24 protein-coding genes are annotated in these 23942 nt (G+C 63.7%); 15 read left to right on the forward strand and 9 right to left on the reverse strand.

What is annotated here, in order from left to right; all coding sequences use genetic code 11:
- Positions 1-18 precede the first annotated feature (18 nt).
- From HV675_RS19365 to HV675_RS19400, 8 genes are all read left to right on the forward strand, one after another.
- Positions 19-969, forward strand: coding sequence for a dimethyl sulfoxide reductase anchor subunit family protein (locus tag HV675_RS19365; protein ID WP_175112651.1), 951 nt, complete (start codon positions 19-21; stop codon positions 967-969).
- Between the two features lie 131 nt (positions 970-1100).
- A complete protein-coding gene (locus HV675_RS19370; protein ID WP_175112653.1) occupies positions 1101-2234 on the forward strand; it encodes an ATP-binding protein in 1134 nt (377 codons plus the stop codon).
- A 134-nt stretch (positions 2235-2368) separates the two neighbouring features.
- Positions 2369-3112: a succinate dehydrogenase/fumarate reductase iron-sulfur subunit gene (locus HV675_RS19375; protein WP_246270401.1), complete on the forward strand. Its 744-nt coding sequence runs from the start codon at positions 2369-2371 to the stop codon at positions 3110-3112.
- Positions 3109-3450 (forward strand): succinate dehydrogenase/fumarate reductase transmembrane subunit, encoded by a 342-nt coding sequence (locus tag HV675_RS19380; protein WP_175112655.1) that lies wholly within the window; start codon positions 3109-3111, stop codon positions 3448-3450. Before HV675_RS19375 ends, HV675_RS19380 begins: the two co-directional genes overlap by 4 nt.
- Positions 3447-3857 carry a succinate dehydrogenase, cytochrome b556 subunit gene (sdhC, locus tag HV675_RS19385; RefSeq protein WP_175112657.1) on the forward strand — a complete coding sequence of 137 codons (411 nt, stop codon included), beginning with the start codon at positions 3447-3449 and terminating at the stop codon, positions 3855-3857. The genes HV675_RS19380 and sdhC overlap by 4 nt, the downstream gene beginning before the upstream one ends.
- Positions 3858-3917: 60 nt before the next feature.
- On the forward strand, positions 3918-4787 hold the full coding sequence (locus HV675_RS19390; protein ID WP_175112658.1) for a fumarate hydratase: 870 nt from the start codon (positions 3918-3920) through the stop codon (positions 4785-4787).
- A 29-nt stretch (positions 4788-4816) separates the two neighbouring features.
- Positions 4817-5428, forward strand: a complete 612-nt coding sequence (locus HV675_RS19395; RefSeq protein ID WP_175112660.1) for a fumarate hydratase C-terminal domain-containing protein — start codon at positions 4817-4819, stop codon at positions 5426-5428.
- 47 nt (positions 5429-5475) lie between these two features.
- Entirely contained in the window at positions 5476-7257 is a 1782-nt protein-coding gene (locus HV675_RS19400) for an L-aspartate oxidase (RefSeq protein WP_175112662.1), read from the forward strand.
- Here the strand turns inward: HV675_RS19400 and HV675_RS19405 are convergent.
- The 6 genes from HV675_RS19405 to HV675_RS19430 form a co-directional block, all read right to left on the reverse strand.
- Positions 7173-8105, reverse strand: a complete 933-nt coding sequence (locus HV675_RS19405; RefSeq protein WP_175112664.1) for a LysR substrate-binding domain-containing protein — start codon at positions 8103-8105, stop codon at positions 7173-7175. The two genes, HV675_RS19400 and HV675_RS19405, sit on opposite strands and share 85 nt — an antisense overlap.
- A gap of 54 nt (positions 8106-8159) precedes the next feature.
- Positions 8160-8909: a sulfite exporter TauE/SafE family protein gene (locus HV675_RS19410; RefSeq protein WP_175112666.1), complete on the reverse strand. Its 750-nt coding sequence runs from the start codon at positions 8907-8909 to the stop codon at positions 8160-8162.
- 44 nt (positions 8910-8953) lie between these two features.
- A complete protein-coding gene (locus HV675_RS19415) occupies positions 8954-9883 on the reverse strand; it encodes an ABC transporter permease (RefSeq protein ID WP_175112668.1) in 930 nt (309 codons plus the stop codon).
- Entirely contained in the window at positions 9876-10685 is an 810-nt protein-coding gene (locus HV675_RS19420; protein WP_175112696.1) for an ABC transporter ATP-binding protein, read from the reverse strand. Before HV675_RS19420 ends, HV675_RS19415 begins: the two co-directional genes overlap by 8 nt.
- Before the next feature lie 20 nt (positions 10686-10705).
- Positions 10706-11716: an ABC transporter substrate-binding protein gene (locus HV675_RS19425; protein WP_175112670.1), complete on the reverse strand. Its 1011-nt coding sequence runs from the start codon at positions 11714-11716 to the stop codon at positions 10706-10708.
- A gap of 466 nt (positions 11717-12182) precedes the next feature.
- A complete protein-coding gene (locus tag HV675_RS19430; protein WP_175112672.1) occupies positions 12183-12941 on the reverse strand; it encodes a GntR family transcriptional regulator in 759 nt (252 codons plus the stop codon).
- Between the two features lie 332 nt (positions 12942-13273).
- Here HV675_RS19430 and HV675_RS19435 point away from each other — a divergent pair, with 332 nt between their 5' ends.
- The 4 genes from HV675_RS19435 to HV675_RS19450 all read left to right on the forward strand — a co-directional run bounded on the left by HV675_RS19435 (position 13274) and on the right by HV675_RS19450 (position 17453).
- Positions 13274-13543: a UxaA family hydrolase gene (locus HV675_RS19435; RefSeq protein WP_175112697.1), complete on the forward strand. Its 270-nt coding sequence runs from the start codon at positions 13274-13276 to the stop codon at positions 13541-13543.
- A gap of 99 nt (positions 13544-13642) precedes the next feature.
- On the forward strand, positions 13643-14818 hold the full coding sequence (locus HV675_RS19440) for a UxaA family hydrolase (RefSeq protein ID WP_175112674.1): 1176 nt from the start codon (positions 13643-13645) through the stop codon (positions 14816-14818).
- A gap of 231 nt (positions 14819-15049) precedes the next feature.
- Positions 15050-16387, forward strand: coding sequence for a C4-dicarboxylate transporter DctA (gene dctA / locus HV675_RS19445; protein WP_217478178.1), 1338 nt, complete (start codon positions 15050-15052; stop codon positions 16385-16387).
- Between the two features lie 64 nt (positions 16388-16451).
- Positions 16452-17453: an Ldh family oxidoreductase gene (locus HV675_RS19450; protein ID WP_175112676.1), complete on the forward strand. Its 1002-nt coding sequence runs from the start codon at positions 16452-16454 to the stop codon at positions 17451-17453.
- Between the two features lie 51 nt (positions 17454-17504).
- On the opposite strand, the gene HV675_RS19455 is transcribed toward HV675_RS19450, so the two are convergent.
- Together HV675_RS19455 and HV675_RS19460 are read right to left on the reverse strand one after the other, a co-directional pair.
- Positions 17505-19052 carry a cytotoxic necrotizing factor Rho-activating domain-containing protein gene (locus tag HV675_RS19455; protein ID WP_175112678.1) on the reverse strand — a complete coding sequence of 516 codons (1548 nt, stop codon included), beginning with the start codon at positions 19050-19052 and terminating at the stop codon, positions 17505-17507.
- 111 nt (positions 19053-19163) lie between these two features.
- Positions 19164-19991 carry an SDR family NAD(P)-dependent oxidoreductase gene (locus tag HV675_RS19460; protein WP_175112680.1) on the reverse strand — a complete coding sequence of 276 codons (828 nt, stop codon included), beginning with the start codon at positions 19989-19991 and terminating at the stop codon, positions 19164-19166.
- A gap of 133 nt (positions 19992-20124) precedes the next feature.
- Here HV675_RS19460 and HV675_RS19465 point away from each other — a divergent pair, with 133 nt between their 5' ends.
- Positions 20125-21063: a GlxA family transcriptional regulator gene (locus tag HV675_RS19465; RefSeq protein ID WP_175112682.1), complete on the forward strand. Its 939-nt coding sequence runs from the start codon at positions 20125-20127 to the stop codon at positions 21061-21063.
- Positions 21064-21205: 142 nt separating this feature from the next.
- Here the strand turns inward: HV675_RS19465 and HV675_RS19470 are convergent, their stop codons facing one another.
- Positions 21206-22627 (reverse strand): aldehyde dehydrogenase family protein, encoded by a 1422-nt coding sequence (locus HV675_RS19470; RefSeq protein ID WP_175112683.1) that lies wholly within the window; start codon positions 22625-22627, stop codon positions 21206-21208.
- 103 nt (positions 22628-22730) lie between these two features.
- Between HV675_RS19470 and HV675_RS19475 the strand changes: the two genes are divergently transcribed.
- Together HV675_RS19475 and HV675_RS19480 are read left to right on the forward strand one after the other, a co-directional pair.
- Positions 22731-23633: a LysR family transcriptional regulator gene (locus HV675_RS19475; RefSeq protein WP_175112685.1), complete on the forward strand. Its 903-nt coding sequence runs from the start codon at positions 22731-22733 to the stop codon at positions 23631-23633.
- 115 nt (positions 23634-23748) lie between these two features.
- A partial coding sequence (locus HV675_RS19480) for a hypothetical protein (protein ID WP_175112687.1) occupies positions 23749-23942 on the forward strand: 194 nt, incomplete at its 3' end.

Here is a 23942-nt window from a genome sequence, read left to right on the forward strand (position 1 = left end):
TTCGGGGGACTCCACATCATGAATCCGGCTTTTTCGGTTGTATTTCTCACTACGTTGATCGGCGCGGGACAAGGGCTGATGATCGCGCTCTTCGGTGTCGAACTCACCGCGCAGCTCGGCTTCGTCGCGATGCCGCCGCAGGCATTCTTCATCGCCGGCGCGGCGCTGTCGGTCGTGCTCGGCACGCTTGGGCTCTTCGCATCGTTTTTCCATCTCGGGCATCCGGAGCGCGCATGGCGCGCGATCGCGATGTGGCGCACGTCCTGGCTGTCGCGCGAATGTCTGGCCTTGCCGGTGTTTCTCGCCTGCGCATTCGCGTATGGCGTCGCGCATGTGCTGGGCGCGTCGTATTCGTTTGCGCTCGGCGTGCTCGGTGTGCTCGCGAGCGGCGTGCTGTTCGTGTGCACGTCGATGATCTACGCGTGTTTGCGTTTTCTGCAGGAATGGGCCACCCCGCTGACAATGGTCAACTTCGTGCTGCTCGGCTGCGCATCGGGCTTTACGCTGGCGACCGCGAGCGCCGTGTGGTGCGCGCCGGCGCTGGTGCCGGGGTTGGCGGTGTGCGCCTGCGTGCTGACGCTTGCGGGGTGTTTGGCGCGCATCGCGTCGCTCAGGCGCAATGCACGCTTGCGGCCGAAATCGACGGTGCAAAGCGCGACCGGCATTCACGCGGCGAAGCTTGTGCAGAAGTCGCGTGGCTTCACCGCAGGCGCGTTCAATCTGCGCGAGTTCTTTCACGGCAAGACGCCGCAAACCTTGCAGCGCATCAAGTGGACATTCCTGATCGCCGCCTTTCCGGTGCCGTTCGTGCTGATTGCGTGGGGCGGCAGTGCCGGTTCGATTGCGCTTTCGGCCGCTTTGCTGTGTGCTGCGTGTGCGATCCAGTATGCGGGGCTGGTTGCCGAACGCTGGTTCTTCTTTGCCGAAGCGCGTCACCCGCAGAACCTCTATTACCGGCAGGCTGCGTAAGCAAAAACGGCCATCCGCCGCGCTGCCGGCTCGCATGAGCCGGTGCGCCGCAAACCGCTCCAGGACGCCATTACACGAAATTATCACCCTCCCGTATAATTACACAGGTCGCTGATAATTCTGTGTAATCCATGAAGCTGACCGAGCTCTGGCACTTCCCTCGTCCCGATCTGGCGCATGCCTATCTGGCTGCGTTGAACTCCGGCGTCCTCGCGTCGCTGACCATTTTCGCGCCGCGGCGAACCGGCAAAACAGTGTTCCTACGGCAGGATCTGACGCCGGCAGCCCAACAGATGGGCTACCTGGTTGTCTATGCGGATCTTTGGCAAACCCGGCAAACGCCGGGGGCTGCACTGGTTCACGCACTGGAGGTGGCACACCAGCCCGACACGCTTGCCGGGAAGCTGAAAGCGCGGCTGGCGCCTTCGGTCAAGGCGCTAAAGGGCAAAGCGGAAATTGCCGGTACGTCCATTGAAGGTTCCATCGAACTGAAGGAAGACAAAAAGCTCGCCGCGGCCAACATGGCGTTGCGCCTGGACGAAATGCTCGGTGATCTGACGCGGCGCAAGCCCGTGCTGCTGCTGGTCGACGAAGCGCAATCGCTCGGCCGAAGCGAAGAAGGCGAAGATGTTGCACGTGCGCTGCGTACCGCGTTGACCCGGCATAAGGACAAGCTTCGCGTTGTCTTCACCGGGTCCTCACGGACCCAGCTGGGGCACGTTTTTACGGACACGCGCGCACCGCTCTATTCAGCGGCGAACCCATTGCAGGACTTTCCGCTGCTCGACGATGCGTTCGTGCAATTCGTCGCGAGCCGGTTTGCTGCGGCAACCTCTCGCAAACTGAACATACGTAAGGCCAAAGCGGCGTTCGAGCAGTTTCACCGCCGGCCGGAACCGCTGCTCGAAGTCGCTATCACGCTGATGATGCAGCCGAAAATGTCGTTTGACGCCGCCGTGACGCTCCAGCTCGAAAAGCTGGCCGGCGCGGAGGGCCACGAGGCGACATGGCATACGTTAAGCGCGCTGGAACGCATGCTGGTCCGCGAGATCGCGGGCAATCCGGGCTTCCGGCCTTTCTCGCGAGATTCGCTCGCGGTTTTCAAAAAGAGATTGGGCGTGGCGACGCTGGGCGCGACACACATTCAACGTGCGCTATCGCGGCTTGCCGGAAAAAATATCGTGCTCAAGTCGCCGCGAGACGCGTACGAGTTCGAAAACGAAAATTTCGGCACGTGGGTACGTAATATTGCCGACGCGCCCTGAACAGCGACCCGCGCCCTCCCGAAAACTGCCCTGCCGCGTCGAGCACAAGAATTTCTTAAGCTTGCCGCAAAAATCTTTGGCTTTCAGTCATCGCGCGCGCATCTTAGACTGGCCTCGCCATCACGCGAACCAGAATGATCAGGATGCAAAGCGCAACCCCCACGCAACTCAAGGTGAACGTCTGGCGCGGTGCGGACGAAGGCGAGTTTCAGCGCTTTGACGTGCCGCGCATGGAGAGCCAGACGGTTCTCGACGTCGTCATTCACATTCAGCGCCGTCTCGACGCGACGTTGTCGTATCGCTTCGCATGCCGGGTCGGCATGTGCGGCTCATGCGCGATGACGGTCAATGGTCGCGCGCGCTGGACTTGCCGCACGCACGTGACAAAAGTGCTGCATCACGCGGACGACGTGCTCGAAATCGCGCCGCTCAACCACTTGCCGGTGGTGAAGGATCTCGCCGTCGACATGACAGATTTCTTCGATAAATGGCGCGACGCGAAAGGCTATTTCGCCGGCCGGCGCACCCGCGCGGAGCCGGTCGCGCGCGTCGATCCCGCAACTGCTGCGCGCAAGGCCGCCGACGCGGGCATCGAATGCATCGGTTGCGGTGTCTGCTATGCGAGCTGCGACGTCGTTGCGTGGAATCCCGATTATCTCGGCCCGGCGGCACTCAATCGCGCGTGGACGCTCGTCAACGATGTGCGTGACACGCAGCAACAAGCGCGCATCGCTGCGGTATCGAACGATGCGGGCTGCCAGTCGTGTCATACGCTCGGCTCGTGCACGGAACGCTGTCCGAAGTCGATCGCGCCAACCGCCAGCATCGCGGGGCTGAAACGCCTGAACGGCAAGGCGCCGCAAGGAGCACCCGAATGAAGGCGGCGGTAAGCGGCTGGCGCGTACAGCGCATGTCGGCGACGGTGCTCGCGCTTTGCGTGAGCGTGCATCTGGTCACGATGATCGTCGTCGCGCACGGCGGCCTTTCCGCGGGGGCGATACTCGCACGTCTGCACGGCAACGCGGTGTGGGGTGTGTTTTACGCGGTATTCGTACTGGCGGCCGCCGCACACGTACCGGTCGGCCTGCGGCGCATTGCCGAGGAATGGCTCGGCTGGCGCGGCGCGAGCGTGTTTGCGCTTAGCGTGCTGATCGGCCTGATGCTCGCAATCGCCGGCCTGCGCGCGGTCTTTGCGCTGACCGGAGGGCCGCTATGAGCGAACTCGATGCTGCGCGGAGCGGCGCCGCCGCAGGCCCGCGCAAGACACCGGGGCGGCGTGCCGACGCACGTGCGCGCAATCATCCCGCGTGGTGGGCGTTTCTCGTGCACCGTCTTTCCGGGCTTGCGCTCGCGCTCTTTCTGCCGATGCACTTCTGGGCGCTCGGCACCGCATTGCACGGCGCCGCGGCGTTCGATTCGTTTCTCGCGGTCACGCGGCAGCCGGCGTTCGTGTTCGCCGAATGGGGGCTTGTCACGCTGCTTGCCGCGCATCTGATCGGCGGCGTGCGCATTCTGTTGATCGAATACCGGCCGTGGAGCGGCCTGCGCAAGGATCTGATCGCGGCGACCGCAGGTGGTGCGCTGGTAATCGGCCTCGCGTTCGCGCTGTCGCTGACGTTGTGACGCTTATCCGCTAAAAAGCCATCAGATGCGCCTGCGCAGCGGCGCGACGGAGACCACCCGATGGACATGCAGCAAGTCGAAGAAGTCGCGAAGCAGCTCTATATTCGCGCATTGAAGCAACTGCCGCCGGATATCAAGGATGGCATTGCGCGCCTCGAGCACGCGGAAACCGACGATACCGCGCGCCGTGTGCTCGGCATCATGCGCACCAATATCGGCGTGGCGGAAAGCGAAGACAACCTGCTGTGCCAGGATACCGGCCTGCCGATCTACAACGTGACGATCGGCGCCGGTGTCGCGCTGGACGGCGTCGCGCTGAAAGAAGCGATCCGGCGCGGCTGCGAACGCGCGACGCGCGAGCATCCGTTGCGCTCGTCGGTCGTGCATCCGCTCACGCGGCAAAACGAGCAGACGTCATGCGGCCCGCTGATGCCGGCGATTCACATCGACTTCGATTCGACCGCCGATACGCTCGTGATCGAAATGATCCCGAAGGGCAGCGGCTCCGAGAACAACTCGTTTCTGAAGATGGCGACACCGGCGGACGGCATCGATGCAATCAAGCGCTTTGTGATCGACTGTGTGATCGACGCCGGCGGCAAGACGTGCCCGCCGACCATTGTCGGCGTCGGTGTCGGCGGCACGTCGGACCTGTGCGTATGGCTCGCGAAGCGCGCGGCGACGCGCGCGCTCGGCACACGCAACCACGACCCGCATGCAGCCGCGCTCGAAGCACAACTGTCGGCCGCGGTGAATCAACTGGGCGTGGGCCCGCAAGGGCTCGGCGGCGACGCGACCGCGTTTGCCGTACACGTCGAGCTGGCCGCGACGCACATCACGATGAATCCGGTCGCAGTGAACATGCAATGCCACTCGGCGCGTCGCGCACGCGCGACGCTCGCGCGCGGCGAAGTCGAATACGGCTATTGACGGACGCCGGGGGCGAGGAGACCCCACCCATGACACATCACAACCTGCAAACGCCCGTTACCGAAGCGCAGATTCGCACATTGACGATCGGCGACATGGTGACGCTGACCGGCACGCTGTTCGGCATTCGTGACGCCACGCAAATTCATATGTTCGACCGCGGCCGCAAGACGCGCTTCGATCTGAATGGTCACGCGGTGATTCACACCGCGCCGAACGTGCGCCGCGTGCCGGTATCGGACGCCAATCCGGCGGGCTACGAACCGATCTGCGTCGGCACGACCACCTCGATGCGCATGGAGCGCTTTACCGAACCGTTGATGGCGCAATACGGCGTGCGCATCGTGATCGGCAAGGGCGGGCTCGCGCAGGGTTCAGCCGATGCGTTCGCGAAGCACGGCGGCGTGTATCTGGCGATCGTCGGCGGCACCGCGGCGCTCGAGACCACGTGGATCGAGCAGATTGAAGACGTCGATCTCGACGACCTGAACCCCGAATCGCTATGGCGTTTCAGGATCGGCGAATTCGGCCCGCTGCTGGTCGCGATGGATAGCCACGACGGCAGCGTCTATACGACAGTGCAACAGAATACCCAGGCCAGGCGCGACAAGGTGCTCGCGTCGCTCGGCGTGCGTTCGTAGCCGAAGGCAAACGCCGATCGAACCCGCCACCGCCGGAGCACACGCACATGAGGCAGTACGACACCGATATCCTGATTCTCGGCAGCGGCGGTGCGGGCCTGTTCGCCGCGCTGCATGCACACGCGGCGGCGCCGCAATTGCGCATCACGGTTGCGGTGAAGGGTCTGCTCGGCAAATGCGGCTGCACGCGGATGGTTCAGGGCGGCTACAACGTCGCGCTCGCACAGGGCGATTCGATCGAGCGGCATTTCATGGATACGATCGAAGGCGGCAAGTGGCTGTCGAATCAGGAGCTCGCATGGACGCTCGTCACGCAGGCAGTCGAACGCATTCACGAACTGGAGAACGAGCTCGGCTGTTTCTTCGATCGCAATCCGGACGGCACGCTGAAGCAGAAGGCGTTCGCCGGCCAGACGTTCGACCGCACGGTGCATAAGGGCGACCAGACCGGCATCGAGATTATCAACCGGCTCGCGGAGCAGGTATGGGCGCGCGGCATCGCAAGGCTTGAAGAACATCGCGCGGTCGAGTTTATCGAAACGCAATCGGGCGGTGCGCTCGCCGGCGTGCTGATGATCGACATGCGCAGCGGCGAGTTCGTATTCGTGCGCGCGAAGGCGGTGCTGCTCGCAACCGGGGGCGGCCCGACCATGTACAAATACCACACGCCAAGCGGCGACAAGAGTTGCGACGGGATGGCGATGGCGTTGCGCGCGGGACTGACGCTGCGCGACATGGAGATGGTGCAGTTTCATCCGACCGGCCTGCTGGCCGGCACCCATACGCGCATGACCGGCACGGTGCTCGAAGAAGGCTTGCGCGGCGCGGGCGGTTACCTGCTGAGCGGCGACGGCGAACGCTTTATGCATCGCTACGATCCGCGCGGCGAGCGTGCGACGCGCGATATCGTGTCGCGCAGCATCTTCCGCGAGCTGCGCGCGGGCAACGCGACGCCGAACGGCGGCGTGTATCTGCGCATGGATCATCTCGGACCCGACTCGGTGCGGCAGCGCTTCAAGGGCATGGTCGAGCGCTGTGCCGATTGCGGTTTCGATCTCGCGGGCGGGCAGGTCGAAGTCGTGCCGACCGCGCATTACATGATGGGCGGCGTGATATTCGAGTCCGATTGTTCGACGACGCTGCCGGGTTTGTTCGTCGCGGGGGAAGACGCAGGCGGCGTGCATGGTGCGAACCGGCTGGGCGGCAACGGTGTCGCGAATTCGACGGTGTACGGCGGCATCGCCGGCGATACGCTTGCTCGATGGGTGCCACGCTATGGGCGGCACGAAGAAGCGGACCGCGCGCAGATCGAACGCGCGGTCGAACGTTGCCGCGCGCCGCTGACGCGCAAGCCGGACGGCGAGCTCGAAGCGATCCGCGAAACGCTCTACGATCTGATGTGGAATGACGTGGGCATTCTGCGCGACGCGCAAGGGCTCACGCGCGCTCGCGATGCCTTGCTCGACATCGAGGCGCGGCTCGCGCGGACCGGCGTCGACGGCCGTGACTTGCGCTTCAATCTCTCATGGCACGACTGGCTGAATCTGCAGAACCTGACGCTCGTGAGCCGTGCGATTACCGAATCGGCGTTGCTGCGCGAAAATTCGCGCGGTGCGCATTTCCGCGAAGATTTTCCCGACGCCGGCGAACTGGAGACTTCCGACTATATGTGTCTGCGTTTGCGCAACGACGGCGAACTCGAAACCAGCCGCCGTCGCGTGCAGTTCACGCGTGTGCGGCCCGGTCAGTCGCTGCTCGACGACGCGCCGGCGCCGCCTGCGTCTGGCGAAACGGTTGCGGTGGGGTCGTCCGCGACACCGGTGAAGTGACGCTTCACGGCGTCGGTAAACGCTTCGCGGCCATGCTCGCGGCGTTCGAGCAAACCGACGCGGCGCGGCGCGATGCGCTCGGGCAGCACAGTTACGCGCAGCCCGGACTCGGGGTTCCAGTTCGCATTCGCAAGACGCGGCACGATCGACACGCCGAAGCCGCGTTTCACCATTTCGCAGATCGCCTCGAGCGAATTCAATTCCATGATGTCGCGTACCGGCGCGCCGAGGCCTTGCAGCGCGTCCTCGATCAGGATGCCTGTCCACGTCTGCCGGTCGAAGCGAATATAGGGCTCTCGCAGTAGCGCGTCGATGTCGGTGTGCGGATCTTCGATCGACGAAATCAGCACCATGGGTTCGCTATAAAGCGCGGTCCATTTGAGCGTCGCCGGAAATCCGGCGGGCGATTGCGTGACGATCGCCGCATCGAGTTCGCCGCTGTCCACGCGCGTGGCGAAATCGCTCGACAGTCCCGTGAACAGTTTCAGTTCGAGCTTCGGATAACGGCGCTTCAGGTTCAGCATCGCATCGGCGAAGGCGCCCATCAGCGACGAGACGAGTGCGCCGACCCGCACCACGCCGGCCACTTCGTCGCGCTCGCCCGCGGCGAGAATCTTGCGATAGTTCGCAACCAGCGTTTCGGCGAGCGGCAGGATCGTGCGCCCCTGTTCGCTCAGCGAGACCGAACGCGGCGTGCGTTCGAACAGCACCATGTCGAGATCGCGTTCGAGCGAACGCATCTGCAGGCTCACCGCGGCTTGCGTGAGACACACTTCGTCGGCGGCCGCGGCGAACGAACCGTGCCGCGCGACCGACAGAAACGTGACGAAATAGCGAATCGCACTCATGGCCGCTTCTCCGCAGATCAACCGCTAATGCAATGCATATATGCCTGCGCGCGGCTAGCGCAACGCGTGGACCAGCGACGTGCCGAGCAGCGCCGCGCCGGACGCGAACAGCAGCACCAGCAGCACGCGCTTGAACGTGGTGTCCGAAATGCGCACATACAGACGCGAGCCGAGCCACGCGAAGATCAGCGTCGACGGCACCATCCACGCGAAGAGTATCAACGTCTGCCGGTCGATCAGGCCGGTGAGCGCATAGGTGACGAGCGTCAGCGACTGCATCGCGATAAAAAAGCTCTGGCAGATCGCGCGCTGCACATCCTTCTGATGGCCGCGCAGCATGCACCAGACGGTCGGCGCCGGGCCGACGAGGCCCGCGATGCCGCCGAGAATGCCGCCGATCACACCGATGCCGCCATCGGCCCACGCGCCGCCGGCCGTGACGGTCGGCAGGTTCTTCGCCGCCAGCATTACGCCGCAATAAACGATCAGCAGCAGCCCGACGCCGATGCGAAACGCGGTCGGATCGATGACCGGCAGCAACACGGCGCCGATCGGTACGCCGATAAAGCCGCCGGCGATAAACGGCCCGATCACTTTCGGACGGATCTGACCACGCACTGCGCCGACCGTCAGCACCTGGCCGACCAGCGAGCCGACCACGAGCATCGGCCCGATGGCCTGCGGCGGCAGCGTCCATGCCCAGAACACCATCGCGACCAGACCGAACGCGAACCCGGCAAGACCCGATACGAAGCCTGCGATTGCACTGCCGCCTATCACCAGCAGCGCGAGCTGCGTGCTCAACGGTTACGCTCCACGGTGTGCGCGACGGACAGGCTGCCGCGCACTCACGACTGCATGCCCCAGCGTTGCACGGTGTGCCGCTCGAGCGTGCGGAAGATCAGGTTCTCGACCGCGAGGCCGATCAGGATCACCGTGAAGAGGCCGGCAAACACATTGGCGATGTCGAGCAGGTTCTTGTTCTCGTAGATAAACCAGCCGAGGCCGCCGGAACCTGAACTGACGCCGAACACGAGCTCCGCGGCGATCAGCGTGCGCCACGCGAATGCCCAGCCGATCTTGAGGCCGGTGAGAATGCTCGGGAAGGCGGCGGGCACCAGAATCTTCATGACGTATCGGCCGCCGCGCAGGCCGTAGTTGCGGCCGACCATCTTCAACGTGTTGCTGACCGACAGAAAACCCGAATGCGTATTCAGCGCGACCGACCACGTGACCGAATGGACCAGCACGAAAATCAGGCTGCCGTTGCCGAGGCCGAACCAGATCAGCGCGAGCGGCAATAGCGCGATGGCGGGCAGCGGGTTCAGCATCGACGTCATCGTTTCGAGAAAGTCGGTGCCGATGCGCGAGGTGATCGCAGCCGCGGTCAGCAGTGCGGCGAGCACGATGCCGGCCGCGTAGCCCATCAGCAGCACGTGAATCGACGCCCACGCCTTGCCGGGCAGTTCGCCGCTCGCGATGCTCGTGACGAACGCATCGACGGTCGCGCTGAAGGTCGGAAACAGCAGCGCGTTGTTGAGGACGCGCCCATACACTTCCCAGACGATCGCGAGAAACGCGAGGATCGCGAGCTTGCGCAGCCACCCCTGGTTGTAGAGACGCTCGAACGTCGACAGCGGCTTTTCGACGACGCTGAACTGGTGCGTGTCGCTGGTTTCGCGGACGATCTCCGCACGCGGTGCGAAAACGCCATCCGCGACCGGGTTGCGATCGGGATGGGCGGCGGGCGCGCTCCCTTGGACAGTACCGTTAGACATTCTCGGCCTCTTCGATCTGGTCTTCGAACAGCATGTGCTGGATGCGCTTTTCGAGCGCCACCGCGGCTTCGCCGGATACGGCCGTGTTGAGTTCCGCCTTCACCTGGCCCGGGTGCGGCGACAGCAGCAGAATACGGCTGCCTATCTTGATCGCCTCGGGAATCGAGTGCGTGACGAACAGCACCGTGAAGCGCGTTTCCTGCCACAGCGTGAGCAGTTCGTCCTGCATCTTGCGGCGCGTGAGCGCATCGAGCGCCGCGAACGGTTCGTCCATCAGCAGAATGTCCGGCTCCATCGCCATGCCGCGCGCAATGGCGACGCGCTGCTTCATCCCGCCCGACAGCGTATGCGGATAGCTGTCCGCGAATTTCGTCAGGTTGACCTTGTCGATGTAGTGCATCGCGCGCTGTTCCGCTTCGCGTGCGCCCAGGCGCCGCGACGACAGCAGCGGGAACATCACGTTCTGCCTGACGGTTTTCCACGGCAGCAGCTGGTCGAATTCCTGAAATACCATCATGCGGTCCGGGCCCGGCTTCGTGATGGTCTTGCCCTTCAGCGAGATCGTTCCTTCGGTCGGCAGCAAATAGCCGCCGACGCTTTTCAGCAAGGTCGACTTGCCGCAACCGGACGGGCCGAGCAGCACGAAACGATCGCCCTGGAAGACCTGGAAGTCGACCCGGTAGGTGGCCATCACCAGATGCTTGCGCGTCTTGTATTGCAGCGTGACGCCCTTTACATCGAGCAGCGGCGCGTCTCCTTCCGCGTGTCCGGATGAGGCCGCGCCGTTTGCCGCATTGCGCATCGAATGCATCGAGTACATGGTCAGCTCCCTTGCTGCGATTGCGCGGTCGGGAAGAACAGGTCCTTCCATGAAGCCGGCTTCGTCTTGATAAGGCCGGTGCGCGCCATGAAGTCCGCGTATTTCACGGTGTTTTGCGGCACGGTCGTGAATTGCACCTCGGGCGATGAGATCATTTTCTCGATGTCTTCGACGCTGCTCTTGTCCTTGCTGATGCGCAGGTAAGCGAGCGCGGCCGCGTGCTTGTCCTTGTTGATCGATGCTTCGGCTTCGTCGAGCGCGGCCATGAAGGCTTGCACGAGCTTCGGGTTCTGCTGATAGAACTTCGATGTGCACCAGACGAGGTTGAATGTCGACTTTCCGCCGAGCACGTCGTAGGAATTCACGACGGTATGCACGCCCGGATGCGCGAGCTCCTGCTCCTGAAACGGCGGCGAACCGAAATGCGCGGTCACCTCGCTATTGCCGGAAAGCAGCGCCTGTTGCGCGTCCGGATGCGCGAGCGACACCGTGTACTTGTCGAGCTGCCCCTGATTGCCGGAGCCGAAGGCCTTTTCCGCGGCCATTTGCAGCGTGATCGCCTGAATCGACACCTTTGCCGCGGGCAACGCGATCTTGTCCTTGCCGGAGAAGTCTTTCACGGTCTTCACCGCGGGGTTTGTCGTATTCAGCAGGAGCGGCATCGAATTGATCGCGGCAAGCGCTTTTACCGCGAGCGGCGTGCCTTGCGTGCGCGACCACAGCAGCACGAGCGGCGCGACACCGCCGGAGGCGATCTGCAGCGAATCGGACAGCAGCGCGTCGTTCATCACATTGCCGCCGGCGAACTCGACCCATGCAACCTTCAGGTTCGGCACGCCCAGTTGGGCCGCGTGTTTTTCAAGCAGCTTCTGGTCCTGCATGATCATCAGCGGCAGGTAGCTGACGCCGTACTGGCGCGCGATCTTGATCTCTGTCAGGTCGGCGCGGGCGACCGTGCAGCAGAACAGCGCGGCCAGCGCGGAAAATACGACGGCGATTTTGCGAAAGCTCATTGCTCGACACTCCTTGCGAGAGGAACGGCACGGCGAATCGTTAGAAATGTTTCCGGAGACGGAGCGGCGCAGTATGAGTCGCCAATATTAAGGATTCGTTGCGGCGTGTCGGGAAGGTGGTCGGCGGCAAGAGACGTGGGCCACGGGCCGGACAGCAACGCGGCGTGGCGGATGGAAAGACAGCGTATGCATTGTGAGGGTCTCCGCTCCCATGTCTCGATGGGCAAGTCGGCCTGCCGGCGCCAAACCCGTCCCGAAGAAACGAGCCGCTGCGCGGCGTCGGCGGCCGGTTGTAATGGCAACTGACTCTATTCGTGCGTGACGGACAGTCCCCGACCGTCGCGACCGCTGTGCCTGCAAATGCTTGCGACTACTTTATGATTTAGATCATCTGTATGTGTAGCGAGTGTAGGTGATCGCTACTCCGATTGCAAACTATCAGATCGCGATGAAAGTTGTCGCGGTGTCATAAAGGTTCGTCGTGCGATGCCGACGTTCCCACATATTCGTAGTGCTCGGTGTTCACGTGCGAGATGCGCACTTCGACCGGCATCTGATGATACGAATACGCGATGCGGCGAATTTCGAGGATCGGCGCGCCGGGTGCGACACCGAGCAGCGCGCATTCGGCCTCGTCGGCGAGCGCGACGCGCACGCGTTCATCGGTGCCGACCACGTTGATGTGAAAGACGTCCTGATAGAAGTTGTAGAGCGTGCTCGGCCGGTCGCGCAGCACCGCCTCGGTCAGGCCGGGAAAACGCGACTCCGGCACGCTGATGTGCTCGGTCATCACATGTTCGCCATGCAGCGCGAGCTGGTTCAGGAACGTGAATACCCGTGCGCCGGTTTCGATATTGAGCAGCGCCGCGAGCTCCCGCGTCGCCTTCGCCTTTTTGAACGAGACGAGGCTCACGGCCGGATAGGTCTTGTCGCCGTCCGCGCGCACGACGCGGAAAAAGCGGAAGAAATGCCGGTCGCGCTGGTGCTGCGCAACGAACGTCCCGAGGCCTTGATGACGCACGAGGATGTTATCCGCGACGAGTTCGTCGATCGCTTTGCGCAGCGTGCCGATCGAAACGCCGAAACGTTCGGCGAGGCGCTTTTCCGAAGGAATGGTCTCGCCGCCTTTCCACTCGTGCGCGGCAAGCGCCGCGAGCATCGCCTGCTTCACTTCCTTGTAGCGCGTGCCGCCAATGGCGGGGGTTCCGATCGTCAGCGTGTTCATGGCTCTTGCCCCTCGTTCCTTTTCTCGCAGCGTCGCATGCAACCTCATGGTCCGGACTCTGCCGGAAATTCTACTTCATACGGCTCATCAAACACATATAGATGATATGGTTGACATGTGAAATATCGCCGCCTAAGATGGTCTGCACGGACGACACACGAGCCGGACGGTATAAACCCTGCAATCAACCCGCATGGGACCGGACCGGGCGCTCAAGCGCCAGCTTCGGTCGCGACAATGGAGACATTTCAATGAGCAACGCCGCAACAGGTGCGCCGCAACATTCCGGCAGCGGGTCCTCCGCCCAGCCGTCAAAGAGAACGATTCACATCGTGCTGCATGAAGCGAAGGACACCGTCGGCGTAGCGGTGGTGGAAGGCATCAAGGCCGGCACGCAATTGAACGCGTGGATCATGGACGACGACGAAGTCATCACGGTCGCCGCGAAGCAGGATATTCCGATCGGCCACAAGGTCGCGTTGAAGGACATGGCCGTCGGCGACACGGTGTTCAAGTACGGCGTCGATATCGGCAAGGTGGTTGCGCCGATCAAGGCGGGTGAGCACGCCCACGTTCACAACATCAAGACGAAGCGCTGGTAGTCCGCGCGGTTGAATGGTCGATCACGCGCAGCACGTGCGCATGCGTTCGACCACCGCTTCACCCGCATCGTCCCACCATCAAAGACATCGAGACACTCCATGAGCGTGATTGACAAGAACACCACCTTCCGCGGCTATCGTCGCGACAACGGCCGCGTCGGCGTGCGCAACCATGTGATCATCCTGCCGGTCGACGATCTGTCGAATGCGGCGGCGCAAGCGGTCGAAAACAACATCAAAGGCACGATGGCGCTGCCGCATCCGTATGGCCGCCTGCAGTTCGGCGCGGACCTCGACCTGCACTTCCGCACGCTGATCGGCGCAGGCTGCAATCCGAACGTCGCGGCCGTCGTCGTGATCGGCATCGAGGAAGGCTGGACCAAGCGCGTGGTCGACGGCATAGCGAAGTCGGGCAAGCCGGTGATGGGCTTCGGCATCGAACTGCACGGCGATCACGACACGATCATGCGCGCCTCGAAGGCCGCCAAAGAAATGGTGCAATACGCGACGTCGCTCGACCGCATCGAATGCCCGATCTCGGACCTGTGGGTGTCGACCAAGTGCGGCGAATCGGATACGACATCCGGTTGCGGCGCGAATCCGACGGTCGGCAACGCATTCGACAAGCTGTACGGCCTCGGCACCACGCTCGTGTTCGGCGAAACCTCGGAACTGACGGGCGGCGAACAGATCGTCGCCGCGCGCTGCGCGAACGACAAGGTGCGCGAGCGCTTCCAGTTCATGTTCGACCGCTACCAGGACATGATCAATCGCTGGAAAACCGACGACCTGTCGGAATCGCAGCCGACCAAGGGCAACATTGCCGGCGGCCTCACGACCATCGAAGAAAAAGCGCTCGGCAACATCCAGAAGATCGGCAAGAAATGCGTGATCGACGGCGTGCTCGATAAAGCGGAAGATCCGGCGCATCCGGGCCTGTGGTTTATGGATTCGTCGTCGGCGGCGGCGGAAATGGTCACGCTGTGCGCGGCATCGGGCTTCGCGGTCCACTTCTTCCCGACCGGCCAGGGCAACGTGATCGGCAATCCGATCGTGCCGGTCATCAAGATCTGCGCGAATCCGCGCACGGTGCGCACGATGGGCGAGCATATCGACGTCGACGTGTCGGGGCTGCTGCAGCGCGAGCAGAACCTCGACCAGGCCGGCGACAAGCTGCTCGAGTCGATGATGGCGACCATCAACGGACGCTGGACGTCGGCCGAGGCGCTCGGCCATCGCGAGTTCGTGCTGACGCGTCTGTTCGAAAGCGCCTGATCGTTGCGCACGCGGCGGTGCGGCGGCATGCGTGACGTGCCGCCGCACCGCGCCGCTTTGCCGCATCTTCCCGCCTCAATCCAGCCAGTCAAAACAAACGCAGTTCGCAGCAGTGCGCGCGCAACGCGTGGTTCCTCACAACGTACAAGGGCACGGTAAATAAACGAGGCCCGGCACGCGTCGCGCGGCATTGTTCCCAATCCAGCAGCAGCGAGTGGAGGAGACACCATCTTGCGCGTGCTACGACATCTCTATGTGCAAGTCCTGATCGGGCTTGCTGCCGGTATTCTCGTGGGTCACTTCGCGCCCGACTTCGGCGTGCAAATGAAGCCGCTCGGCGATACGTTCATCCGCCTCATCAAGATGCTGATCACGCTGGTGATCTTCTGCACGGTGTCGGTCGGTATCGCGCGGATGGAGTCGTTGAAGGCGGTCGGCCGCGTCGGCCTGAAGACCATCGTGTACTTTGAAGTCGTCACGACGGTCGCGCTCCTGATCGGACTCGTGGTCGCGAATCTGCTGCATCCGGGCGCGGGTCTGAATATCGATCCGAAGACGCTCGATCCGCAAGCGGTCGGCCGTTATGTGACTGAAGTGCACAACCAGGCGTCGACGAATTTCCTCGAGCAGATCGTGCCGAACTCGGTGGTCGGCGCGTTCGCGCGCGGCGACCTGCTGCAGGTGCTGCTGTTTTCGGTGCTGTTCGGCATTGCGCTTTCGCTGACCTCGCGCCGCAGCCGTTTTCTCGCGCGCGTGATCGAGCAGACAAGCGATGTGCTGATGAGCATCGTCGAAATGATCATGCGGCTTGCGCCGCTTGGCGCATTCGGCGCGATGGCATTTACGGTCGGCAGGTACGGCATCGGCACGCTGCAGCAACTCGGGCTGCTGATCGTCTGCTTCTACGTGACGAGCATCCTGTTCATCGTGCTGGTGCTCGGCACGATATGCCGCTGGGCCGGTGTCGGGCTGTGGCCGCTGCTCAAATACCTGCGCGAGGAACTGCTGATCGTGCTCGGCACGTCGACCACCGAATCGGTGCTGCCGCGTCTGATGGAGAAGCTCGAGCGGCTCGGCTGCCCGAAGACGGTGGTCGGTCTCGTGCTGCCGACCGGCTATTCGTTCAACCTCGACGGCGCCGCGATCTACCTGACGATGACCTCGCTCTTTATCGCGCAGGCGACCAACACCCATCTGACGCTGTTGCAACAGCTCGGGCTGCTCGCGGTGCTGATGCTGACGTCGAAGGGCGGCGCGGGCGTGGCGGGCGCGGCGCTGGTCGCACTTACCGCTACACTGTCGACGCACAATATCATTCCGGTCGCGGGCATCACGCTGATTCTCGGCATCGATCGCGTGCTCAACGAAATTCGCGCGATCGTGAACATGATCGGCAACGCGGTCGCGACCATCGTCGTCGCGCGCTGGGAAGGTGCGTTCGACGCGCGCGCCGCGCGCGAATTTCTCGCGGCGCCGCCGCAAGACGTGCTGCGGGACGAACCCCAAACGCAAGCGGGCGATGCCGACGGCGGTGCGCCGCCGGCGTTTGCGCGCGAATCATCAAACTGACAGGGCGGGGCGTTGCGGCCGGTTTCGGCGAGCCCCGGCCGCAACGTAATAAAGGAATCCTGCTATGACGCGTGTTTCACCCGATGCACTGCTGGCGCTGGCAACGAGCGCCGTCGAACGAGCGGGTACGACGCACGAGACCGCGGCCGCGACCGCACGGGCACTGGTTTATGCGGACGAGCGCGGTCTGTCGTCGCACGGCGTCGCGCGGCTGCCGATGTATATCGCGCAGCTGCGCAACGGCCGCGTCGATCCACAGGCGCGGCCCGCCGTCATCGCGTCGCGCAACGCCGCCGTGCTCGTCGATGCGGCGGACGGCATGGCGTTTCCCGCCTGCGCACTTGCGATCGACACGCTGATCGTCCGTGCGCGCGAACACGGCAGTGCGGTGGCAAGCGTGACGCGCAGCCATCACTTCGGCGTCGGTGCGTACCACCTTGAAGCGCTCGGTGCAGCGGGGCTCGTCGGGCTCGCCTTCAGCAACTCGCCGGGCGCGATGCCGGCGGCGGGCGGCCGGCATCCGCTGTTCGGCACGAACCCGATCGCCGCGGTGTTCCCGCGCCGCAACGGCGAAGCGCTGATGATCGACCTGTCGTTATCGCAGGCGGCGCGCGGCAAGATCATGATCGCCGCGCGCGAAGGCAAGCCGATTCCCGAAGGCTGGGCGACCACGCGCGACGGCACGCCGACGACGGATGCCAAGGCCGCGCTCGACGGCATGGTGCTGCCGTTCGGCGGTGCGAAAGGCGCGATGCTCGCGTTGATGGTCGAGCTGCTGGCGGCCGCGCTTGCGGGCGCGAACTTCGGCTATGAAGCCGGGTCGTTTTTGACCGAGGACGGCAATCGCGCGCGCATCGGCCATCTGTTCTGGGCGGTCGATCCGGGCGCGTTGGCGGGCAACGACATGTACCTGTCGCGCGTCGAGGCGCTTGTCGAAGCGCTGCTGCAGGATGAAGACGTGCGCCTGCCCGGCCAGCGCCGCCACGGTCTGGCGGAGGCGGCGCACCGCGACGGCATCGAGATTCCGGATTCGTTGTACGCGCAACTTCAGGCGCTGGCGAGCTAGCGGGGCCGCCGGCTGCTTCAGGGGCGGCGGCGCAAGCATGCCACGGCCTTCTCACCGTTGCTTCGATGGTTCGACGGTGTAGGACGTCGTCGCACCTTCGATCGGCCTGTAGCGGAATCCCACGGAACCGCCATGCAGGTCCATGGTTTGCATGTGGTCCAGCTTGCCTTTCTCGCCCATGACCTGGACCGTTATTTTGCCGCCGGCGTCTTTCGATATCACGGCTTGCGCCGTGCCCACGCTACGCACATCGCCGGGCTCGAAATAGCTGAAGGTCATCATGTGCCACGGGTCGTTGGGCTCTGTTCCTGTGGCATGCAGCGGAGCATGGATGCGTTCGTCCGGCAGCTTGCGGCCGGGTTCGGTCGAGTACGCGCCGTTGTAGATCAGCGCGGAGAATGGTTCCAGTTTCGCGATGGAAACCAGTTCGTCGGCGCCCGATCGCGCCGTAATCCATGCGTGGTGCGCAGGATGCATCGCACGGTAAGCGTTTGCGATGCTGCGTGCGCCGTCTTCGGATACGGTCCAACGCGGTTCGTTTGACGATGTGCCGGCATGGTATGCATAGAAGCCGTGGTTATCGGCGGCGAACAGCATCGTACTGCCACGCATTGGACCGCCGGTGACGATAACCGTCGACCCAAGGCGCAATTGATCGAACGGCAGCATGATCGCGGCCGTGCCGTCCTTTCCGGCGCCGAGTTTGACGATGTCCGTTCCCGACAGTTCGGTCGGTGTGGTGGTCCATGCCCTTCCTATATACGCCTTCGCCTCGGGTACATATGAAGTCCCGTCTGTGCCTTTGCCGAATGCGATGACGTCATGCCTTGCCTCGTAGGCCGTCTTGTCGATCGATGAAAGATCGCGCGTCTGCGATGCGCTTTTGTCGTTCCGATAGAACGTGAGCGCCATGCCGAACTGCCTGATTCGCGCGATGTCGGCGGCCGGGCCAGTGGCGGGTTCCAGGTTGAGCGGCCCTTCGCCCTGCAACCGTTTCAACGTCATGGCGCCCAGATTCGGCGGCAGGCGTGGCTTGACGGGGGCGGTTTCCTGATTGGTGACAGTGACGCCGCTGCCTCCTGATGAAACCGGCGGTTGCGTCCTGTTTGGCGGATCGTGTCGGGTGGTTGGTTGTCTGCCCTTCGCGGACGTGGGGTGCTTTTTTTGTCTCTGCATATCGAGCCAGACTTTTGCCGGAATCTGTGGACTGTTTTGTCTGGGCGCACCTTGCGAGACGGGGCCGAGGTATATGCGCGTGACTTCGGTGTTGCCGGATGGCGTCTGATCTTGCGTGGGCGTAGGCGTTGCGGGTATTTGCGGATCGTTGGGCGGTAGCCTCGCGCCCGCTTTCCGCCGGTGGCGTTTTTGCGCTTTTGCCGCATGAACCGACGCGGTGTCGTCCGTTTGCGAGTGAAGCCACCCTTGCGAAGCTATCGACGATGTATGGGCCATGCCGTACTCCGTATCGAATGAATGATCGGGAAACGCATCGATGCGAACCGATTCTACGGAGTACGTTTTCGGGCTAGTGGTATTTGTCCATGTCCGTATGCGGGCTGATCTCTTTCTCCTCATCATGGAAGAACGACGAACAGGCACGATTGCGTGCCTGCGTCGGTATCCAGTTATACAGTCGGCGTTGGGCCGTCCGCCCAGCCGGAGCCGCGACGGCCATGCGCGTCGCGGCGTCGTGCGTCTTCGCGTGCGTCCTTACACCGCTTCCGCCGCTTCCGCCGTTTCCGTCACGTTAAAGCGCTCGGCCGGCTTGCTGCGCGACAGATTCGGCATCAACGCCTGGCGTGCCGACTCGAACGCGTTCCAGTCTGCAACGTTCGGCAGCGACGGAATCGTGACCGCTTCGCCCTGGTCGAAGCCCGCGAGCGCGGCGTCGACCATGTCTTCGGCATCCATCACGATCTGCTGGGGCAGGTTTTCGACCGGCTGGCCCGCGATGCCCCAGAATTCGGTGCGCGTTGCGCCGGGCAGCACGGCTTGCGCACGGATGCCCTTATCGGCGAGTTCATGACGCAGCGATTGCGTGAGCGCGACCACGAACGACTTCGTGCCGCCATAGACGCCGTTCAGAATTTCCGGCGCGACACCTGCAATCGATGCGACATTGATGATGCTGCCGCCGCCGCGTGCCACGAAGGCCGGCGCGATTGCATACGTGAGGCGGGTCAGCGACACGACGTTCAGCTTGATCATCGCTTCCATCGCGTCGACGTCCGAGTTGAGCAGCGGCAACGCGGCGCCGATGCCGGCATTGTTGACGAGCATCGTAATGCTCGCATCGGCGCGCAACACGTTTTCGACGCGGCGGATATCTTCATCTTTCGCGAGGTCGGCGGTGACGATTTCCACCGAACGGCCGGTTTCACGGGTGATGCGCGTGGCCAGTTGCTCGAGGCGGGCGCGGTTGCGGGCGACGACGATCAGGTCATAGCCGCGGCGCGCGAGGCGTTGAGCGTAGACCGCACCGATGCCGGTGGATGCACCCGTAACGACGGCGGTGCCTTTGAAAGATGTGTTCGACATGTCGAGCTCCAGTAAGTGAGTGATTTCGGTTCGTTTCATTGCGATGCGTTGATGCATGAACCGAAGATTAGGTGCATACTCACATGGCGGCAATGTCGTATATGCCACTTTTCAGGACATGAGGAAGATCGTTATGCTGCGTATGGGAATCGTGGTGTTTCCGGGGTTTCAGATCATGAATCTGTCGGTGCTGACGGTATTCGAGTTCGCCAACCGCGCGGCGGATGAGCCGCTGTACGACCTCGTGCTGCTATCCGCGGAAGGCGGCGCGGTGCAAGGGTCGGCGGGGTTCTCGGTGACGACGCAAAAGTTCGACGACAGCCCGTTTGACACGCTGATCGTGGTCGGCGACAACGATGCGTTGACGTCGCCGCCCGCCGTGATCGAGTTCCTGAAGCGCTCGGCGCCGGCCGTCCGGCGGATCGGTTCGACCTGCACGGGCGCGTTCAATCTGGCCGAGGCGGGTCTGCTTGCCGGGCGGCGCGCGACGACGCACTGGTATTTCGCGGACAAGATGCGGCGCGATCACCCGGACGTGAAAATGGAGGAAGACCGCATTTTCATCATTGACGGGCCGGTGTGGACATCGGCCGGCATGAGCGCGTGCGTCGATCTCGCGCTGGCGCTGGTCGAGAAAGATCTGGGCGTCGACGCGGCGCGCTCGGTCGCGCGGCAACTGGTGCTGTATCACCGGCGCTCGGGCGGACAGTCGCAGTTTTCCGCGTTGCTCGATCTCGAGCCCAGATCGGACCGCATTCAGAACGCGTTGAACTATGCGAAGCAGAATCTGCAGGCGGAATTGTCGGTCGAGGAACTGGCCGGCGCCGCGCACTTGAGCCCGCGTCAGTTCACGCGCACGTTTCGCGAGGAAACCGGGCAGACGCCCGCCAAGGCGGTTGAGCGGCTGCGCGTGGAAGCGGCGCGGCTGATGCTGGAAAGCGGCCGGCATGGCGTGGACGTGGTCGCGCGCGAGACCGGCTTCGGCGATCGCGAAAGAATGCGGCGCGCGTTCTTGCGGGCGTTCGGGCAGCCGCCGCAGGCGATTGCGCGGAGCACACGGAGTTTGGCGTGATGCGTCGTGGAGTGCTGTACATTGCACAGCGATTGCTGTGCAATGTACAGCAAGATGCCACGTGTCGTGAGAGAGCGATCGAATCAGGCCGGCACCCGTCGGCCCGATCGAAACCATTACGCGCAAGGCGTACGCAAGAACTTCACACCGCCGTCATCACGCCCTTCGGCTCCAGATAGGCCTCGATGCCGAGCGTGCCCAGTTCGCGGCCGATCCCCGACTGCTTGAACCCGCCGAACGGCACGGCCAGATCTTGCGCAAGGCCGTTGATCAACACGCGCCCCGCATCGATGCGCGCCGCCACTTCTCGCGCCCGCGCCGGGTCGGCCGACACCACGTACGCCTGCAGCCCATAGGTCGTGTCGTTCGCAATGGCGATCGCCTCTTCCAGATCGCGATACGTGATGATCGACAGCACCGGCCCGAAAATTTCTTCGCGCGCGATGGTCATGTCGTTGCGTACGTCGGTGAACACCGTGGGCCGCACGAACCAGCCGGACTGGTGTCCGTCGGGCCGCCCTTCGCCACCGGTCAGGAGCCGCGCGCCTTCGTCGATCCCAACGCGGATATAGCGCTGCACGCGATTCCATTGCTTTTCGCTGACGAGCGGTCCGATCACGGTCGCCGGGTCGCGCGGGTCGCCCGATCGTATGTTGCCGGCTGCGGTGCCGATCAGCGCCTCGAATTCTTTAACGCGCGATTGCGGCACCAGAATGCGCGTGCCCGCACCGCAAGCCTGACCGTTGTTCACAAAACCCGCCTGCAGCGCGAACGGCACCGCTTCGGCGAAATTCGCATCGTCGAGGACGATGAATGGCGATTTGCCGCCCAGTTCAAGCGTGATGCGTTTGAGTGTGTCCGCGCCCGCACGCCAGATCGTTTTGCCGACCGCCGTCGAGCCGGTGAACGAAATCTTCGCGATGTCCGGATGCGCGCTGATCGTTGCGCCGACCACCTCGCCGCGGCCGGTGACGATATTGAGCACCCCTGCCGGCAAGCCGGCTTCGTGCAATGCCTCGGTCACGATTTGCGTCTGGATCGCGCTCATCTCGCTCGGCTTGATCACCGCTGTACAGCCCGCCGCGAGCGCAGTTGCGAACTTGTTGCAGATGAAAAGCGCATTGGCGTTCCACGGCGTGATGATGCCGGCGACGCCGACCGGTTGCATCACGAGTTCACTTGCGTTGATACGTTGCGTGAAATCGTATTGCCGCAGGACTTTCGCCGCCTCGCCGATCGCGACCGGCGCGTATTTCGCCATCAGGCGCGCGCGTGAAACCGGCGAGCCGTATTCGTCGACGATCGCTTCGTAGAGGTCGTCTTCGCGCGCTTCCAGCGCACGGATCATGCTCTGCAGCAGGTCGAGCCGCTCGCTCTTGCTGGTTCGCGAAAACGACGCAAACGCCCGCCTGGCGGCCGCGACGGCGCGGTTCGCATCGTCTTCGTCCGCGAGCCGCACGCGGCCGATCACCTGTTCGGTCGCAGGGTTGAACAGGTCGAACATTTCCTCGCCGTGCGGCGTCGCAAATTCGCCGTCGATGTAGATTTTGTCGATTTGCTGCATGTAGTAAGGCTCCTGAACGTGCATATCGGTCATCAAGATAGAGCCGATGGGTTGGCCTGACTAGCCATATAATCGGGCACGACTTGTTGAGCGATTTGGGACAATGGAAACCTCCGGACTCGGCGAACTGGAAGCGGTGCTGGCGGTGGCGCGGCATCGCAGCTTTCGCGCGGCGGCCACCGAGCTTGGCGTATCGAAGTCGGCGTTGAGTCATGCGATCGCGGCGCTCGAGGCGCGCATCGGCGTGCGCCTTTTCAACCGCACCACGCGCAGCGTGTCGCTATCCGAGGCCGGCGCGCAGTTCGTCGACAGCATCGCGCCGGCGTTGTCGACCATCCGCACCGCGCTCGAGCAGGCAGGCAATTATCGTGATACCCCGTCCGGCACTTTGCGTATCAATACATCCGCAGGCGCGGCTCGCCAGGCGATGCCAGTGTTTATCGAATTTCTGCGCCGCTATCCGGAGATGAAGCTCGATGTCGTCACCGAGGGCCGTATGATCGACATCGTGCTCGAAGGTTTCGACGCGGGCATCCGGCTCGCCGAGACGGTGCCGCAAGACATGATCGCGGTGCCCTTCGGCCCGCTGCAGCGTTTCGCGGTGGCGGGCAGCCCCGCGTATTTCGCAACGCATGCGCCGCCGCGCACGCCGGCCGATCTGGCCGCGCATCAGTGCATCCGCACGCGCATGCCGAGCGGCGCGATTTATCACTGGGAATTCGAGCGCCACGGCGAGGCATGGGCGATCGACGTGAAAGGCGCGATAACGCTGGACGATGCCGAACTGATGCTGTCAGCCGCGCGCGCCGGGCTGGGGCTTACGTATCTGACCGAATGGACGGTCGGCGCCGATCTGCAGGCCGGCACGCTGCAGCGCGTGCTCGCGGACTGGACGCCGCCGCTCGATGGCTTGTGTTTGTACTATCCAGGCCGGCGTCATGTACCCGCGGGGCTGCGTGCGTTGATCGAGCTGATTCGCGAGCGTGCGCAGAGCGCCGGCGCGTAATCTGCGCGTGATCGACGCATAGTCGCGCGTGTTGAGTGCGCGTCGCGCTTACTGCGGCTGCGACTGTGGCACGGCGATCGGGCTGGAGGCAGGGGAAGCGGCGCCGGCGTGTTCCGTGACAGGCTCGAGCAGATGCGCAGGCATCGCCGGCGAGGCCGCCGCGTCCGATGCCGGCATGGCCGAGGTGGCGGTGGCGGGATTGATTGCCGCCGCGCTCGACGAGACCGCTGCGGCAGCCGCTGACGCCGCCGCAGGTACCGCCGCCGCAGGCAATCCCGCCGCCGTCGCGGGCGCGACCGCCGCCGCGGC

Source organism: Paraburkholderia solisilvae (assembly GCF_902859875.1).
GTDB classification, from domain to species: Bacteria; Pseudomonadota; Gammaproteobacteria; order Burkholderiales; family Burkholderiaceae; genus Paraburkholderia; species Paraburkholderia solisilvae.

Coding starts and splice junctions, on each gene's coding strand:
- HV675_RS19365 (WP_175112651.1), top strand. CDS start 19: ATGAATCCGGCTTTTTCGGTTGTATTTCTCACTACGTTGATCGGCGCG.
- HV675_RS19370 (WP_175112653.1), top strand. CDS start 1,101: ATGAAGCTGACCGAGCTCTGGCACTTCCCTCGTCCCGATCTGGCGCAT.
- HV675_RS19375 (WP_246270401.1), top strand. CDS start 2,369: ATGATCAGGATGCAAAGCGCAACCCCCACGCAACTCAAGGTGAACGTC.
- HV675_RS19380 (WP_175112655.1), top strand. CDS start 3,109: ATGAAGGCGGCGGTAAGCGGCTGGCGCGTACAGCGCATGTCGGCGACG.
- sdhC (WP_175112657.1), top strand. CDS start 3,447: ATGAGCGAACTCGATGCTGCGCGGAGCGGCGCCGCCGCAGGCCCGCGC.
- HV675_RS19390 (WP_175112658.1), top strand. CDS start 3,918: ATGGACATGCAGCAAGTCGAAGAAGTCGCGAAGCAGCTCTATATTCGC.
- HV675_RS19395 (WP_175112660.1), top strand. CDS start 4,817: ATGACACATCACAACCTGCAAACGCCCGTTACCGAAGCGCAGATTCGC.
- HV675_RS19400 (WP_175112662.1), top strand. CDS start 5,476: ATGAGGCAGTACGACACCGATATCCTGATTCTCGGCAGCGGCGGTGCG.
- HV675_RS19405 (WP_175112664.1), bottom strand. CDS start 8,105: ATGAGTGCGATTCGCTATTTCGTCACGTTTCTGTCGGTCGCGCGGCAC.
- HV675_RS19415 (WP_175112668.1), bottom strand. CDS start 9,883: ATGTCTAACGGTACTGTCCAAGGGAGCGCGCCCGCCGCCCATCCCGAT.
- HV675_RS19420 (WP_175112696.1), bottom strand. CDS start 10,685: ATGCGCAATGCGGCAAACGGCGCGGCCTCATCCGGACACGCGGAAGGA.
- HV675_RS19425 (WP_175112670.1), bottom strand. CDS start 11,716: ATGAGCTTTCGCAAAATCGCCGTCGTATTTTCCGCGCTGGCCGCGCTG.
- HV675_RS19430 (WP_175112672.1), bottom strand. CDS start 12,941: ATGAACACGCTGACGATCGGAACCCCCGCCATTGGCGGCACGCGCTAC.
- HV675_RS19440 (WP_175112674.1), top strand. CDS start 13,643: ATGAGCGTGATTGACAAGAACACCACCTTCCGCGGCTATCGTCGCGAC.
- HV675_RS19450 (WP_175112676.1), top strand. CDS start 16,452: ATGACGCGTGTTTCACCCGATGCACTGCTGGCGCTGGCAACGAGCGCC.
- HV675_RS19460 (WP_175112680.1), bottom strand. CDS start 19,991: ATGTCGAACACATCTTTCAAAGGCACCGCCGTCGTTACGGGTGCATCC.
- HV675_RS19465 (WP_175112682.1), top strand. CDS start 20,125: ATGCTGCGTATGGGAATCGTGGTGTTTCCGGGGTTTCAGATCATGAAT.
- HV675_RS19470 (WP_175112683.1), bottom strand. CDS start 22,627: ATGCAGCAAATCGACAAAATCTACATCGACGGCGAATTTGCGACGCCG.
- HV675_RS19475 (WP_175112685.1), top strand. CDS start 22,731: ATGGAAACCTCCGGACTCGGCGAACTGGAAGCGGTGCTGGCGGTGGCG.